General features: G+C 70.5%; 14 protein-coding genes. 5 read left to right on the top strand and 9 right to left on the bottom strand.

The window, feature by feature from the left end; all coding sequences use genetic code 11:
* The first annotated feature begins 35 nt into the window (after nucleotides 1-35).
* Both OG395_RS38525 and OG395_RS38520 read left to right on the top strand, forming a co-directional pair.
* On the top strand, nucleotides 36-1,487 hold the full coding sequence (locus OG395_RS38525) for a peptidoglycan D,D-transpeptidase FtsI family protein (RefSeq protein WP_327247057.1): 1,452 nt from the start codon (nucleotides 36-38) through the stop codon (nucleotides 1,485-1,487).
* 46 nt (nucleotides 1,488-1,533) lie between these two features.
* Nucleotides 1,534-3,525 carry a hypothetical protein gene (locus OG395_RS38520; RefSeq protein ID WP_327247056.1) on the top strand — a complete coding sequence of 664 codons (1,992 nt, stop codon included), beginning with the start codon at nucleotides 1,534-1,536 and terminating at the stop codon, nucleotides 3,523-3,525.
* Nucleotides 3,526-3,552: 27 nt separating this feature from the next.
* On the opposite strand, the gene OG395_RS38515 is transcribed toward OG395_RS38520, so the two are convergent.
* Nucleotides 3,553-5,004 carry an NCS2 family permease gene (locus OG395_RS38515; RefSeq protein WP_327247055.1) on the bottom strand — a complete coding sequence of 484 codons (1,452 nt, stop codon included), beginning with the start codon at nucleotides 5,002-5,004 and terminating at the stop codon, nucleotides 3,553-3,555.
* 234 nt (nucleotides 5,005-5,238) lie between these two features.
* On the opposite strand from OG395_RS38515, the gene OG395_RS38510 reads away from it, so the two are divergent.
* Genes OG395_RS38510 through OG395_RS38500 form a run of 3 tightly spaced genes read left to right on the top strand, consistent with a single transcriptional unit; the run spans nucleotide 5,239 to nucleotide 6,649 of the window.
* Entirely contained in the window at nucleotides 5,239-5,811 is a 573-nt protein-coding gene (locus tag OG395_RS38510; protein ID WP_327247054.1) for a SigE family RNA polymerase sigma factor, read from the top strand.
* On the top strand, nucleotides 5,811-6,524 hold the full coding sequence (locus OG395_RS38505; RefSeq protein ID WP_327247053.1) for a hypothetical protein: 714 nt from the start codon (nucleotides 5,811-5,813) through the stop codon (nucleotides 6,522-6,524). The genes OG395_RS38510 and OG395_RS38505 overlap by 1 nt, the downstream gene beginning before the upstream one ends.
* Entirely contained in the window at nucleotides 6,521-6,649 is a 129-nt protein-coding gene (locus tag OG395_RS38500) for a hypothetical protein (protein WP_327247052.1), read from the top strand. Before OG395_RS38505 ends, OG395_RS38500 begins: the two co-directional genes overlap by 4 nt.
* A gap of 34 nt (nucleotides 6,650-6,683) precedes the next feature.
* Here OG395_RS38500 and OG395_RS38495 read toward each other — a convergent pair whose 3' ends face one another.
* The 8 genes from OG395_RS38495 to OG395_RS38460 form a co-directional block, all read right to left on the bottom strand.
* Complete coding sequence (locus OG395_RS38495) at nucleotides 6,684-8,042, bottom strand: S28 family serine protease (protein WP_327247051.1); 1,359 nt, start codon at nucleotides 8,040-8,042, stop codon at nucleotides 6,684-6,686.
* Between the two features lie 75 nt (nucleotides 8,043-8,117).
* Complete coding sequence (locus OG395_RS58520; protein WP_442818642.1) at nucleotides 8,118-8,270, bottom strand: hypothetical protein; 153 nt, start codon at nucleotides 8,268-8,270, stop codon at nucleotides 8,118-8,120.
* A 101-nt stretch (nucleotides 8,271-8,371) separates the two neighbouring features.
* Complete coding sequence (locus OG395_RS38485) at nucleotides 8,372-9,715, bottom strand: ABC transporter substrate-binding protein (protein WP_327247050.1); 1,344 nt, start codon at nucleotides 9,713-9,715, stop codon at nucleotides 8,372-8,374.
* A 158-nt stretch (nucleotides 9,716-9,873) separates the two neighbouring features.
* Nucleotides 9,874-11,445, bottom strand: a complete 1,572-nt coding sequence (locus OG395_RS38480) for a glycoside hydrolase family 43 protein (RefSeq protein ID WP_327247049.1) — start codon at nucleotides 11,443-11,445, stop codon at nucleotides 9,874-9,876.
* The gene (locus tag OG395_RS38475) at nucleotides 11,442-12,272 is read right to left on the bottom strand and encodes a PmoA family protein (protein ID WP_442818641.1); all 831 of its coding nucleotides are present in this window, start codon (nucleotides 12,270-12,272) and stop codon (nucleotides 11,442-11,444) included. The genes OG395_RS38480 and OG395_RS38475 overlap by 4 nt, the downstream gene beginning before the upstream one ends.
* The gene (locus OG395_RS38470; protein WP_327247048.1) at nucleotides 12,269-13,444 is read right to left on the bottom strand and encodes a Gfo/Idh/MocA family protein; all 1,176 of its coding nucleotides are present in this window, start codon (nucleotides 13,442-13,444) and stop codon (nucleotides 12,269-12,271) included. The genes OG395_RS38475 and OG395_RS38470 overlap by 4 nt, the downstream gene beginning before the upstream one ends.
* Before the next feature lie 151 nt (nucleotides 13,445-13,595).
* The gene (locus OG395_RS38465) at nucleotides 13,596-14,504 is read right to left on the bottom strand and encodes a carbohydrate ABC transporter permease (RefSeq protein WP_327247047.1); all 909 of its coding nucleotides are present in this window, start codon (nucleotides 14,502-14,504) and stop codon (nucleotides 13,596-13,598) included.
* Nucleotides 14,501-15,430, bottom strand: coding sequence for a carbohydrate ABC transporter permease (locus OG395_RS38460; protein ID WP_327247046.1), 930 nt, complete (start codon nucleotides 15,428-15,430; stop codon nucleotides 14,501-14,503). Before OG395_RS38460 ends, OG395_RS38465 begins: the two co-directional genes overlap by 4 nt.
* Nucleotides 15,431-15,513: the final 83 nt, after the last annotated feature.

Raw genomic sequence — 15,513 nt, 5'->3', positions numbered from 1 at the left:
ACGCGCCGGACGCCGCCGCTCGTCCCTCCAGCGGGATGAACAGAACAATCAGGCACACCTCGGTCTTCTGCCTGCTGCTGGTCCTCGCCCTGCTGGGGCGGGCGACCTGGGTGCAGGCGTACCAGGCCCAGGCACTCGCGGACAACGACCACAACCGGCGGAAGACCATCGCGCAGTACGCGCAGCCGCTCGGCGACATCATCGTGGCCGGATCACCGGTCACCGGATCGGAGAGGACCCGGGGCAGCGATCTCGCGTACAAGCGCACGTACACGCAGGGCGAGCTCTATGCCGCCGTCACCGGGTACAGCTCACAGGCGTACGGCGCCACCCAGCTCGAAGGGATCTACAGCCATGTGCTCGACGGCACGGACAACCGGCTGAAGAACCCCGTCGACGTGGTGACGGGCAAGCAGACCTCGCCCGGCAGTGTGCTGACGACGATCGACCCGGATGTGCAGAAGGCGGCGTACGAGGCGCTCGGCGGCGACAAGGGCGCGGCCGTCGCGATCGACCCCGCGACCGGGAAGATTCTGGGAATGGTCTCCACTCCCTCGTACGACCCGTCGAAGATCAGTGGGACGAACGACGGCGACGTGTGGAAGAAGCTGCTCTCCGACCCCGACAAGCCACTGGTCAACCGTGCTCTGCGGCAGCCGCTGGCGCCCGGATCGACGTTCAAGCTGGTGGTGGCGTCGGCCGCGCTGGAGAACGGTCTCTACAGCTCGGTCGACGAGCGCACGGACAGCCCCGACCCCTACACGTTGCCCGGCACCACCACGGTCCTGAGAAACGAGAGCGCGTCCGCACCCTGCGAGAACGCCACGCTGCGCACGGCGCTCCAGTACTCCTGCAACAACGTCTTCGCGAAGGCCGCCGCCGATCTCGGCCAGGACAAGGTGCGGGCGATGGCCGAGAAATTCGGCTTCAACACGGAGAAGCTGGACGTCCCGGTGCGCGCCTCGGAAAGCCTCTACCCGTCGGGGATGGACAAGGCGCAGACGGCGCTGACAGGCATCGGCCAGTTCGAGGTCACCGCGACCCCGCTGCAGATGGCCATGGTCTCCTCGGCCCTCGCCAACGGCGGTGAGCTGGCGGCCCCGCACATGGTGTCGAAGGTGACGGACTCCGAGGGCAACACCCTGCAGGAGTTCGCGGACGGCGACACGAAGCGGGTCGTCTCCGCCTCGACCGCCGAACAGCTGCGCAGCGCGATGGTCACCGTCGTCGAGCAGGGCACCGGCACCAACGCCCGGATCGACGGGGCGGAGGTCGGTGGCAAGACGGGCACCGCGCAGAACGGCGTGGGCAACAGCAACACGCCGTACGCCTGGTTCACCTCGTACGCGAAGTCGGCGTCCACCGGCAAGGAGGTCGCGGTCGCCGTGGTCGTGGAGGACTCGGGCTCGGCCCGCTCGGAGGTCAGCGGCAACGGCCTGGCGGCGCCGATCGCGCAGAAGATGATGAAGGCGGCGCTCCAGGGGTGAGAAAACCGGGCGCGGAGGGCCGGCCGCGGCTGTCAAAATCGGGATCATGACCTCCGCGCCTTCTGACCCCCGCACACTCGACGGACTGGACCGGACCGACTGGGCCGCGCTGAAGCATGTGTACGGCTCCGCGGTCGAGGTGCCGGGCTGGGTGCGCGACGTGTACGCGCCGGAGCGTGCCAATGACGCGGTGGAGGAGATGCTCACCTCCGTCTACCACCAGGGCGGTCAGATCTGTTCGGCCGCGCCGCCGCTGCTGCCGTATCTGGTGGCGATGGCCGCCGACCCGGTGGTGACGGTCCGCGAGGAACTGCTGCAGCTCGTCGGCAGTCTGGCCCGGGTCGGCTGCTGGCAGGCGGAGCGCCGGTTCGTCGACCCCGGCTGGTCCGCGGCGTGGACCGGGGCGCTGCCCGTGCTGCTCACGCTGCTGGACGACTCCGATCCTGGGGTGCGCCGGGCAGTTGCCCAGCCGCTGTCGCATGCCGCCGGGGAGGCGGAGGCGGTGAGCGAGGCGCTGTGGGCGCGGTCGGACGCGGAGCCGAACGGGGAGGTGCGGTCGGAGCTCGTCGAGGCGGCCGGGAAGCTGCTGCTGCGGGCGCCCGGACTGACCTCCACCCGCGACCGGTTACGGGACATCGCAGGTCAGGGTTCCCCGGCTGAGCGGCTCGCGGCGGTCACCGCGCTGCGACGGGCCCTCCCGGAGCAGCGGGACCCGGAACATCTGGAGACGGTCGTATCGGTCCTGCAGGATGCCCGATTCGACGAGCCGGGGCAGAACGAGTGGGGGTTCCGGAACGCGGCGGGGCTGGTGCCGTGGACGGCCGCGGCGTTCGGACCGGACCGCGAGGTCCGTACGGAACTGTCCCTGCGGCTCCTCGGCCACCCGCAGGCGGGGCATCGCGCGGGAGCGCTGCGGACCGCCGCCGAGGTGCTCAGCACCTGGCGCTCCCCCGTGCCCGTGCTGTTGCCCGCCGTCGCAGGACTGCTCACCGACGCCGAGCCGGAGAACCGGCAGTTCGCCGCGCGGGTACTCGGCATGTGCGGCGAGGCCGCCCGGCCGTGGGCCGACGGTCTGGCAGCCCTGTGCACGGGCGACGAGGTGTACGCGGATGCGCAGGACACCGCGGTCTGGGCGCTCGCCCGGCTCGGCGACCGGCGCTGCCTGGGTCCTGTGGTGGACCGGCTGTCCGGGGGCCGGCTCGGCTTCGCCCTGCATCAGTCGCACGCCGACGGCTGGTGGATGTACCGACTGGCGCTGCTGGACACCCTCGCGCCACTGGCCGGGTGCACCGACGAGCTGCTGGATCCGCTGCGGCGGCGGCTCGCGGCGGCGACGCTCAAGGACGAACGGCGGGCCCTGTGCCAGGTGTTGACGGCCTGGGGACGAGCAGCCGCGCCCGCCGTCCCGGAGCTGCTGTCACTGCTGGACACCGATGCGGCGGTCTGGGCGCTCGACGCCCTCGCCGCGATCGGCCCGGCGGCGGCCGACGCCGTCCCGCGCCCTCGTCTGCGGGCGCTGATCGACGCACCGGCGGAGGATTTCGCCGTATCGCGGCTGCGGGTGGCGTACTGGCGGCTGACCGGCGATCCGCAACCCGCGCTCGATGTGCTGCTGCCGGCGTTCGACGCCCGCTGGGGCCGCGAGGAGGTGGTGGGCTTCCTCGGCGAACTGGGCCCGTCCGCGGCGCCGTACGCCGAGCGGATACGGGCCCTGCTTCCCGAGCACAAGGAGGGCTGGCTTCCGCTGAGGTGCGGCTACGCCCTGTGGCAGATCACCGGTGGGAGCAGTGAGGCGGTACCCGCTCTGCTCGGGCTGCTGAGCCCGCTGCAGCAGGGCAGATACGCCTACCGGGCGACGATCACGGCCGTCCACCGCCTCGCCGAGATCGGCCCGCCCGCCGCCGCGGCGGCCCCGGCCCTGCGTGCCGTGCTGGCCGCCGATGAACGCCCGGTCCGGCACGGCGGCTGGGAGTCCGTGCCGGAGGACGACGAGCTGTGCGGGGCGGCGCGGGCCGCGTTGCGCGCGTTCGGGACCTGACCGGCCCGGACCGCCCCGCCGACGCGGCTACTTCACGCCGAGCAGCTGCTCGATCGGGTCGATCGCGAAGTAGACCGCGAACAGTACCGAGGCGCCCCAGAGCAGCCAGTGCACTTCGCGCGCCTTGCCGAGGACGGTCTTGATGACCACGTACGCGAGGAAGCCCGCCCCGATGCCGTTGGTGATCGAGTACGTGAAGGGCATCACGGCGATCGTGAGGAAGGCCGGGATGGCGATCTCGTACCGCTCCCAGTCGATGTGCCGGACCTGAGCCATGAGCAGGAAGCCGACAGCGATCAGGGCGGGGGCGGCGGCCTGGGCGGGGACGACCGTGGCGAGCGGGGTGAGGAACAGGGCGACGGCGAACAGCGCACCGGTCACCAGCGAGGCGAAGCCGGTGCGGGCGCCCTCGCCGACGCCGGCCGCGGACTCGATGTACGACGTGTTGGAGGACGCCGAGGCCGCGCCGCCCGCCACGGCGGCGGCGCCGTCGATCAGCAGGACCCGGCCGAGGTTCGGGACCTTGCCCTGCTCGTCGAGGAGTCCGGCCTCGTTGGAGACACCGACGACCGTGCCCATCGTGTCGAAGAAGTCGCTGAGGATCAGGGTGAAGACCAGCAGGACGATGGTGACGACGCCGACCTGCTGAAACGCCCCGAAAAGGCTGAAGGCGCCGATGAGACCGAAGTCCGGGGCGGCCACGATGTCGTCGGGGACGGCCGGCACGGTCAGACCCCAGGCGGCCGGGGCGACGTCCGCGATCTCGTTGATGACGATCGCGACGATGGTCATCACGACGATACTGATGAGGATGGCGCCCTTCACCTTCCGGGCGAGCAGCGCGACGGTCAGCAGCACACCGAGGCAGAAGACCAGAACCGGCCAGCCGGAGAGCTGCCCGGTGGCGCCGAGCTGGACGGGTACGGAACCGGTGTCGCCGGGGATGCGGGTGGCGAAGCCCGCGTCGATGAAGCCGATGAACGCGATGAAGAGCCCGATGCCGACGCTGATCGCCTGCTTGAGGGCGGACGGAATGGCCCGCATGACGGCCTCGCGCAGCCCGGTGACGACCAGGGCGCAGATCAGCAGACCTTCGAGGACGATCAGCCCCATCGCGTCGGGCCAGCTCATCAACGGTGCGATCTGGAAGGCGACGACGGCGTTGAGTCCGAGTCCGGCGGCGATGGCGAGCGGCAGATTGCCGCCGAGCCCCATGATCGCGGTCATCACGGCGGCCACCAGAGCGGTGGCGGTGACGAGCTGGGGACCGGAGAGATGGGCACCGAACTTGTCCTCGGCCGAGCCGAGAATGATCGGGTTGAGGACCAGGATGTAGGCCATGGTGAAGAAGGTGGCGAAACCGCCGCGTATCTCGCGTCCGAAGGTCGAGCCGCGGTCACTGATGGCGAAGTAGCGGTCGACGGCATTGCGTTGCGTGGTGCTGTCCACGGCATCGCGTTGCAGGGTGCTGTCCGGCATGGGCGCTCCTGGGTGGGTGGAAGTCCCTCGGTGGGTAGCTGGATTGTTCCTTCGGACACAGGGTCCTCAGGTTCTCGCCGTGTTACGCCTTACGTGGATCGCGCACCCGTGTCGAAGCGCTTCCGGGATGCGCTGATACGCTCTCGCCCCGCCCGCATTCCGCGGGTGGGAACGGGAACCGTACACAGTCGGACCAGGCGCGTCACAGGGATTCGAGTGCAGGGAGAGGTACCTGTGGGCACAGTCGTCGACGATGCCGCTGCCGCCGAGTTCCATGAGTTCTTCGAGGCCCATTACGCCGAACTCGCCCGGCTGGCCCATCTGCTCACCGGCGAGGCCGACGCCGCGGACGATCTGGCTGCCGATGCTCTGCTGGCCCTCTGGCACCGCTGGGACCGGGTGAGGAACGCCGACCATCCCGTCGCGTACGCGCGCGGCGTCGTCGCCAACCTCGCCCGTACCCGGATCCGCAGCGCGGTGCGCGAGCGGCGCAGGATCGCCCTGTTCTGGGCGCCGCGCGGGGCCGGGGACGGGTACGCGGTCGACGATCCCGATGTGTCGGTGGTCGTCGATGTCCAGGGGGCGCTGCGCAGGCTGCCGTTCCGCAAGCGGGCGTGCGTGGTGCTGCGGCACGCCTTCGACCTGTCGGAGCGGGACACCTCGACGGTGCTCGGGATATCCGTGGGCACGGTGAAGAGCCAGACCTCGCGCGCCGTCGCGGAGCTGCGGCGGCTGCTCGGTCCCGATACGCCCGCCGCGCAGGTACAGGTGGCCGTCGCGGCGCAGCGCAGCGGAGGAAGACACTGATGGACGACGAGCTGCGTGAGCGGCTGCGTACGGCTGCCGAGGCGCACCGCCCCGACCGGGAGCGGATGCTGGCCCGGATCGAGCGCGGAATGACGGACACGCCGTCCGCCCGTACGCCGCGGGCGCCGCGCGGGGCGATGCCGTGGCTGCGGGTCGCCGGGGCGACGGCGGCGGTCTGCGCGGTACTGGCCGCAGGGGCCTACGCGGTCACGTCGGCGGGCAGCGGGGACCCGCGCGGAAAGCAGGTGGCGGGCCCGCCCGCCTCGCCCGCTCCGGCGTCGAAACCGCCAACTGGGGGCGGCGCACTGCCCACCGAGGACGGGCCGCTCCGGGTCGACGGCGCCGTCGACCCGCACAGCAACAGGTACTGGGCCCAGAGCAATGTGACGCTGCAGACGCGGCAGCCGCTCTCCGGCCTCACCGTCGAGCTGCGGATCGCGCTCACCGGCGGGGTGAACACGACCGGTTCCTGGCGCTCCCTGCCGGAGCAGGACTTCGTCGCCTCCGCACAGGAGAAGGGCGATTTCCTCGTCTACCGCTGGACGCTGAAACCGGGCCGGACGGTGCCGGTCGGCACGCACACGTTCGCCGGGCAGTACAACCACGCGGAGGGCGACCGGGACACCCGGGGCGACGACGTCACGGCGCGCGCGGTCCGTACGACGGGTCAACCGACCTCTGTACGCGACGACTTCGGCCCGTCGTCGGGTTGAAGCGCTTCTACGGCAGCGTAGATCCCGGCACCGGAGGTCAGAGCGCGGACCAGCCGACCGAGACGGGCAGCGGCCCCGACGGCACGTACTGCCGCTACACCGCCTCGGACATCACCTACGACTGACCGGGGTCACCGATCATCCCCGGTGGGTGGGTCGTCACTGGCCAGCCCACCGCTTCACGGTCGCCTCCGCCGCGGCCCGGTCCGCGGGCTTCAGCTTGGAGATCAGGGCGCCGTGGTTGCTGTTCGGTGCCTCGAAGAGCATGGAGTCGTGCTTGCTCGGCTCGAACCGCTCGGCGCTCCACGGGTCGTTCTGTCCGTAGACGAACATCATCCGCTCGCCGCGGGTGGCGACCCAGCGGTCGACGTCCTTGATGGTGCGCCCGTCGTACCCGACCCGCATGTCCGCGGGCAGCACCGAGTTGGGCTGGTAGATGCCGGGGTAGTGGCGGACGTCGGCCAGATGCTTGAACTTGAGGTCGGCCCAGCCCAGTTGGGCGGCGGCCTGCCGGTAGTACGGTCCGCTGCCCTCGGCGCCGTTGCCCTGGTCGGCGTACGGGCTCAGCCCGTGCCCCAGCGACCAGGTGTAAAGCTCGTCATCGGTGGCGGTCCTCGCGTCGGGGATGGCCGGGCAGTCGGCGTACGTACCGCTCTGCCAGAAGTTCCACACCTGGTCCAGTACGGAGAACTCGTAGGCCCGGTCGGCCGATCCGAGGTACTGGAAGGTCAGGCCCTGCTCCTCGGCGGTGGCCTCGAAGCGGGGCAGCATCCGATCCCGCCGGACCAGCATCTCGCGCTGCACGGCGTTCAGGGCTGCCCGGCATTCGGGGGTGCCGACGGTCTGGAAGAACTTCTCGTAGCCGCTGTCGTCGTTGTTGGCGGCGTCGTTCGGTGCGACGTACGCGACGACGGCGTCCAGGTCGTCCGGGTAGAAGCGCTCGTGGTAGACCTGAGTCATCCCGCCCTTCGACGCGCCCGTGCCCAGCCACTTGGCCCCGTAGATCGTCTTGAGGGCCTGGACGACGGCATGTTCGTCACTCGCCTCCTGCTGGACGTTCAGGTCGTTCCAGTCGACCGTCGCGGGGCGGGACCGGCTGAAGTAGCGGTGCTCGATACTGACCTGGTTGGCGCCGAGGAGCGTGGTGATCTCGCGGGTGGAGCTGGAGAGCGAGTAGCCGCCGGTGTAGAGGACCATCGGCGCGGTCTCGGACTTGTGCCAGAGCGTGAGGCGCTGCTCGAACGTGCCGCGCTCAGGGTGCTGGTGGTCGATCGGCTGGGTGAGCGTGAGGGTGTAGTAGGGGAATCCCTCCTTGGTGGTCTGCGAGACGACGGTGAGTCCCGGTATCCGGTCCAGCCGTTCGCGCACGTCGGTGGCCGACGGGGTCGCCTCGGCGGCGGAGGAGGTGGGGCCGGCGGACGGAACGGGAGCGGCGGCGGTCGCGGCCGTGCCGGTGAGCAGGCTGGTGGCGGCGACGAGCCCGGTGCAGAACAGGGCGGGAAGCAGTGGGTGACGCAACGCGGGATCCCCTCGGACGGGTGTGGTGCGATGGACACGACGGCGGCATAGTAACCGCTTGCCGCGACCATGTGATCACTCCGCACCGAGGGGATCCGTGCCCTCGGTGGCGACGAAGTGGTTGTCGTACTGCCGGGTCCCGTCCGGACCGAGCTGCTGCCGGCGGGCGAGGGTGAGGGCCTGCAGGTCGAGCAGGCGTACGTGCTCCTCGGCGGCGAGTTCCCGCATCGCGGCGGGGTCGTCGCGAGGGACCGGCGGCGGGGCGCGACCCGGACCGCCGCCGGTCCCCGGTCACCGGGGTGTCGGCCGTGACGTGACGGACGTCCGTGTCAGCTCTTGTTCTGGTCCTTCCACTCCGCCTGGGCCTTGTTCAGCTCGTCGGCCATCTTGTCCAGGAAGGCCTTCGCGGTGGTCTTGCCGAGGAGCACCTTCTGGAACTCGGGCTCGTTGTCGGCCTTGCTGATGGTGTTCCAGTCCGGCAGGTAGTACGGGAGCTGGACGATGCTGGTGGAGCCGTCGGTGAGGGCCTGGGCCGCGAGCTTGGTCGGCTCCGCCTTGGACATCCAGGCGTCCTGGGCGGCCTCCGTGTTGGCGGGGATGAGGCCCGCCGTCTCGTTGAACTTCGAGTTCGCCTCGTGGGAAGCGGCGAACTCGATGAACTTCCAGGCGGCCTCCTTGTTCTTGGAGCTCTTGAACAGGCCGAGGCCGTCGACCGGGTTGGAGACCTGCACCCGCTTGCCGCCGGGGCCGGTGGGCTGCGGAATGCCGCGGAACTTGTCGGTGCTCAGCGCCTTCACGTGGTCCTGGTAGGAGCCCAGGTTGTGGTTCAGCATGCCGATGGTGCCGGAGTCCCACTGGGCGACCATCTTGATGAAGTCGTTGTTGAGGTCGGCGGACGGGGTGACCTTCTTGAAGAGGCCCACGTACTTCTCCAGCGCCTGGACGTTCTTCGGGTCGTTGAGCGTGGTCTTTTCACCGCTCGGGTCCCAGAAGGACGTGATGCCGGACTGCCCGTACATCGCGTCCATCGCCTGCGCGATGGATCCGGCGCCGCCGCGGATGGTGTAGCCGAACTCGTTCTTCTTGGCCGCGGTGAGCTTGTCGGCCGCCGCGTAGAACGTGTCCCAGGTGGTCGGCTCGGCCAGGTTCGCCTTCTTGAACAGGTCGGTGCGGTAGTACAGGACGCCGTTGTTGGCGGAGATCGGGACGTTGTACATGTGCTCGTCGGAGCCGCCGGCCGCCTTGACCGACTCGACCATGCTCTTGTTCAGCTTGCCGTCGAGGGAGGACTTGGCGGCCCGGTCCTCCAGCGGCTCCAGCGCGTTCTGGGCGGCGATCCCGGCGAGCATCGCCGCGCCGACGCCGCCGACGTCCGGCAGGCCGCCGCCCTGGATGGCGTTGTCGTACTTGGACTGGGCCTCGGGGGCGGCCACCCCGACGTACTGGACGTCGATCTCCGGGTACTTCTTCTCGAAGTCGGCGATGATCTCCTTCCAGATGTCGGTGCGGACACCGCCGTTGTTGTCCCAGAAGACGATCTTGCCCTTGCCGCTGCCTTCGTCGCCGGAGCTGCTGCTGCCGTCGTCACCGCAGGCGGTGGCGGTCAGGGCGAGCACCGCCGCGAGGGACACGGCTGCTGCGGCACGCCCCCGCTGCGTCGTGGAGATGTTCATGTCGGCTCTTCTCTCTGGTTTCTGTCGGTGCTGCGCATGCGTGGGGGTTCAGTGGTGGGCACCCTGCGGGGCCCAGCCGTCCTCGCCGCCGAGGTGGTCGGACACCTGGTGGTGGGCGGCGTCTGCGGCGGACGTCTCTGGTCGGTCGGGGGTGCGGGTCAGGCCGTGGTGCGGAAGTCGGTGAAGTCGGCCGTCCCGGCGGGTCCCGTCCCGGCCGGTGCGGTGGCGAAGAGTCCGAGCAGTGCGCCGACCCAGCGCCACGGGGCCGCGGCGAAGGGCCGGCCCGAGGACCGGAACCCGGCCCCGTCGCCGGTGTCGGCAAAGAAGTGGCAGCGGGCGCCCGCAGTGACCTCGATGCGGAGCCGGGCGCGTCCTTCGGGTGCCGGGCGGCTGTGTTCGGCGTCCCGTTCGTGTTCGGCCACGCTCTCGGCGTACCGGTGCACGAGCCGTATCCCACCGTCCTCGGCGCGTTCGAGACCGATCCAGCTGAACGCGTCACCGAGCACGGCGAGCCCCGCCTTGGCCCCCGTCTCCTGGCTTCCGAGGGTGATCCCGACCTCGGCGGTGAAGGTCTCGGCGGGCAGCCGCTGGACCAGGACGTTGGGCAGGACGCGCAGATCGTGCGCGTACGCCGTCCGTACGCAGCTGAGCCGCAGCCCGTCCCCGGCGTGCTCGACCGTCCAGCCGGGACGGTGGTTCGCCGTCCACTGCCACTGCCTGCCGTACCGCCCGCCGGGGAAGCCGTCGCTGGACGCGGGGGCTTCGGCGGGCTGCTCGGGGGCGACGGGTTTGGGGTGGACGGAGACGGGTTCGCCGTGGTCGCCGAGGACCGGCCAGCCTCCCCCACTCTCGGCTCCGCTCGAGCGGGAGGTGCCCCCTCCGTCCCACCGCATCGGCTGAAGATGGACGACTCGCCCGTACGCCCCGCGCTCCTGGAAGTGCAGGAACCAGTCGTGCCCTGCCGTGGTTCGAACCCAGCCGCCCTGGTGCGGCCCGTTGACCGAGGTGCGGCCCTGGGCGAGGACGACACGTTCCTCGTACGGTCCGAAGAAGTCCCGTGACCGGAAGGCCCCCTGCCACCCGGTCGTCACACCACCGGCCGGGGCGAAGATCCAGAACTCGCCGTCGTGCCGGTAGAGCTTGGGGCCTTCGAGGGTGAACCAGCCCGGGATCCGGTCCGCGTCGATCAGGGTCTTGCCCTCGTCCAGGAGTTCGCGTCCGTCGGGGCTCATCCGGTGGCCGGTGATGCGGTTCTTGATGCCGGAGCGGGACTTCGCCCAGGCGTGCACGAGATAGGCCTCGCCGGTCTCCTCGTCCCACAGCGGGCAGGCGTCGATCAGTCCCTTTCCCGCCTTGACGAGATGCGGGGCGCTCCACGGGCCGCGGACGGACTCGGCGTTGATCTGCTGGATGCCGTGGTCCGGGTCGCCCCAGAAGATCCAGAACCGGCCGGCGTGGTGCCGGAGGGAGGGCGCCCACACACCGCAGTCGTGGCGTGGCACGGCGAAGTCGGCGGCGGGTTCGAGGCGGTCGAGTGCGTGGCCGACGAGCGTCCAGTTGACCAGGTCGCGGGAGTGCAGCAGCGGCAGTCCGGGGACCCGGCCGAAGCTGGACGCGGTGAGGTAGTAGTCGTCGCCGACCCGGACGACGTCGGGGTCGGACCAGTCGGCGTTCAGGACGGGGTTGCGATAGGTGCCGTCGCCGAGGTCGGCGGTCCAGGGGCGGTTCACGCGGTCACCGCCCGGCGGACGTACGCGGCCGCCGTCGCCCGGTCGAGCCGGCCGTCGGCGATGACGGTGACGACGCGGCGCACCACGGTGGCACCGGCCGGGACCGGCAGCCGCTCGGCGGCGGCGAGGGAGGAGCCGACACCCGGGTACTGGGTGGCCCGGACGAACCACGGGTCACGCCGGGTCTCGTCGGTCGCTCCGGCGAAGACGAGGGTCCAGCCGTCGCCCGTCATGGCCACCCAGTCGGCGACCCGCCCGTGGACCGCTTCCTCGCCGTCGCCGAATCCGCTGAACACGGCGGGCGCGGCGGGTTCCTTCGGGGCGCGCCAGAAGAAGCCGCCGTATCCGGCGCCGGGGCGGCCGTTGGTGGCGGGGCTGCCGATGGAGAGGTCGTCGGTGCCGCGGTTGGTGAGCGAGAAGGAGAAGTCCAGCACCCAGGCGGTATCGGAGAGTTCGGCTGCGGCGACGGTGCGGTGCTCGCGCAGCAGCTCGGTGTGGTCCGCCTCCCAGCTGAGCTCCTCGACGAAGCCGTCCGGGTCGCGGAGCTTCCAGCCGAGGTGGCGCTGGACCCCGTGGTTGTCGAGCGCGGTGGGACCCTGGTCGCGGACGAAGGTGCGGCCGCCCCAGAAGTTGTGCCCGGCGACGTCCGGGACGGCGACGGAGGTGCCCAGGTGGTGGAGGTGGTCGGCGGGGTGCTCCTCGGTGACCGGGACGCCCGCGAGGGTGGTGACCGGGTGGAAGTAGGGGCGGCCCTCGGGCGAGGGGAGATAGGTGTACCGGCCGACGGGGCGTCCGGCGCAGCTCAGGAGTGCGGATGTGGGGGTCACGATGAACTCACCTCGGTGGGGAGCGCCCAGGGGACGCCGAGTTCGGAGAAGAGCATGAGGGTGTCGGCGCCCGCCGCGACCAGGGCGTCGATGCCGCGGACCACCCGGCGCGCTCCGGTGGAGACGGTCGCCGGCTCGGTGTGCCAGGCGCCGGGGGGCAGCGCTACGGGCTCCGGGGCGGTCCGTACGGCTTCGACGACCCGCATGAAGGCCCCGGTGCGGTGCGGGGGCACCAGGAGTTCGGCGCGGCCCGCGAGGTGTTCGACGAGGTTCTCCAGGAGGTCGGTCCGCCCGTGCACGGCCTCCTCGGGGCCGTGTCCGGCGCGCTGGACGAGGACCCGGTCCTGCTTGTACCAGAAGGTGATCCGGCCGCGGTCGCCGTGGACGATGACGTACGGTTCCCCGGCCTGTTCGGCGCAGAGGGTGACGGACGCGGTGACCGGCAGCCCGCCGGTGGTGGTGATGCGGACGGATGACGTGTCGTCGGCCTCGATGTCGTGGGCGCGGAACAGCTCGGTTTCGATGACCGCCACGTCGTCGGCGGTCCCCGCACCGGCGAGTTCGAGTGCGGTGGCGACGGCGTGCGCGAGGGGGTTGGTGAGGACGCCGTCGACGACGTCGACCGTGCCGATCCTGCGCCGCCCCGCCCAGGGGGCCCGCCGGTAGTAGGCGTCGTCGCGGACCCAGGCACCCGCGGCGCCGATGCCCAGCACCGTGCCGAGGGCGCCGGAGCCCACGACTTCGCGGATGGCGGGGACGGCGTGCGAGCCGAAGGACTGGAAGCCGACCTGGCAGGCGATGCCGGCCGACCGCACACCGGTGAGCATCCGCTCGAAGTCGGCGTACGTCGCGGCGGGCGGCTTCTCCAGCAGGAGGTGGACGGAGCGGGCGGCGGCGGCCAGGGCCAGTTCGGTGTGGGTCTGGATCGGGGTGCAGATGACGGCGGCGCGGGCGCCGGTGGAGTCGAGGAGCTCCCCGAAGTCGGACGACTGGACGGGAAGTTCACCGGCGAAGGGGGCGAGTTCGTCCTCGGTCAGCGGATTCAGTTCGCAGATGCCGACGAGACGGACGAGGCCTTTGTGCTGCAGGCGGCGGATGTTGGCGAGATGCCAGCGTCCGTGACCGCGGGCGCCGGCGAGGACGAGCGGGACGGGCGTCGGGGTCGTGCTCATCCGGCCCTCCAGCCTGCGAGCGGCGCGACAGCGGCCACGCAATGCCGTACGAGTCGCTCGCGTGTAGGCGGTGTTGAGGGAGTTGTGGTCATCGGGGGGTCTCCTCGACCGGGCAGGACGGGGGTGGCGGCAGCGCGCTGCGGAACGGCTGTCAGCCCTTCACGGCACCGGCACTGAAACCGGTGATCAGCCACTTCTGGATGAAGGCGAAGACGATCACCACGGGGACCGCGGCGATCACGCCACCCGCGGCAAGCGCCCCCAGGTCGACGCTGTCCGCGCCGATGAGAGTGTTCAGGCCGACCGGGATCGTCTGCTTGTCCTGCTCGCTGAGGAACATCAGGGCGAACAGGAAGTGGTTCCAGCTGTGCACGAAGGCGAAGGAGCCGACGGCGATCAGTCCGGGCCGCAGCAGCGGCAGCACCACCGCGCAGAAGGCCCGGAAGCGCGAGCAGCCGTCCACCCAGGCCGCCTCTTCCAGCGTGGCCGGGACGTTCTTGATGAAACCGCTGATCAGGATGATGGAGAGCGGCAGCTGGAAGACCGTCTCGGCGATGACGACGCTCCCCAGGGAGTTGATCATCTGGAGGTTCTTGAAGATCTCGAAGAGCGGTACGAGCATCAGGGCGCCCGGGATGAACTGGGAGCAGAGCAGCGCCAGCATGAAGCCGTTCTTGATCCGGAAGTCGAACCGGGCCAGGGCGTATCCGCCGGCGAGGGCGACGAGCGTGGTGGCGATCAGCGTGCAGACGCCGACGATCATGCTGTTCTGGAAGAAGACGGCGAAGCTGCGCTCGTTCCAGACCTTCGAGAAGTGCTCCCCCGTCATCGGCCACGGCATGAGCGAGGTGGATCCGGTGGGCCGTACGGCGAAGAGGAACATCCAGTAGAACGGGATGAGGGTGAAGAGCAGATAGATGCCCAGCGGCACGTAGATCTGCCAGCGCGGTACGTCGTCGAAGGCGCGCTCACGCCTGCGGCGGCGCACGGTGGGCGGCGGGGTGTCCCGTGCGGGCTCCGCGACGGTGTCGGTGTGCTTCTCGGCGAGTGCGGCAGTCACTTGTGGTCGCCTCCGAACTTGCTCAGGCGCAGGTAGACGATCGAGCAGAAGAGGAGGATCACGAAGGCGACGGTGGTGAGCGCGGAGGCGTAGCCGAAGTCGTGGCCCTCGATGCCGGTGTTGGCGACGTAGAGCGGCAGGGTGGTGGTCTCGCCGGCCGGTCCGCCGCCGGTGAGGGTGTAGAGCAGGTCGACGTTGTTGAACTCCCAGACGCCGCGCAGCAGCGTGGAGAGGATGATCGCGTCCCGCAGGTGCGGCAGGGTGATGTGGAAGAACTGACGCATCCGTCCGGCGCCGTCGACCGCTGCCGCCTCGTACAGCTCCTTGGAGACGGACTGCAGGTCGGCGAGGATGAGGATGGCGAAGAAGGGGACCCCGCGCCAGAGTTCGGCGACGGTCGCGGCCCAGAAGACGGTGCCGGTGTCGGAGAGCACGGAGGTGCCGTAGTCGCCGATCCCGGCGTCCGCGAGGTAACGGCTGAAGCCGGTCGAGGAGTTGTAGAGCAGGATCCAGATGGTGCTGGTCAGCACGCCGGAGACGGCCCACGGGGAGAAGACCATGGCGCGGGAGATGCCCCGGCCGATGAAGGTCTGGTTGACGATCAGGGCCAGCGCGAGGCCGAGCGTGAGCTGGAGCGCGACCTGGGTGACGACCCACTGGGCGCTGAAGCCGAGCGTCGTCCAGAACTGCTCGTCGTCGGTGAAGATCCGGGTGAAGTTGTCGAAGCCGGCGAAGCCGTTCCGCCACGGCTTGGTGACGTTGTAGTTCTGCAGGCTGTAGTAGAAGACGCTGACCACCGGGTAGGCGATGAAGCCCAGCATCAGCAGCCCCGCGGGGGCGATGAGCAGATAGGGCAGTCGGCGCGGGTTCGCGGAGCGGCGCCGGGGCACCTTGGGCGGTGTGGCCACGGCGGTGGCTTGGGCCATGACACGTCTCCGTTCTGAGGGAAGTGCGGGTGGTGGTGCGGGTGACGGTGGTGCGTGGAGTGCGCAAGCGCTTACCGCATGAT

It is taken from the genome of Streptomyces sp. NBC_01320 (genome assembly GCF_035974375.1).
Classification (GTDB): Bacteria; Actinomycetota; Actinomycetes; order Streptomycetales; family Streptomycetaceae; genus Streptomyces; species Streptomyces yanii.
This window is presented reverse-complemented; position numbering and strand designations above follow the sequence as displayed.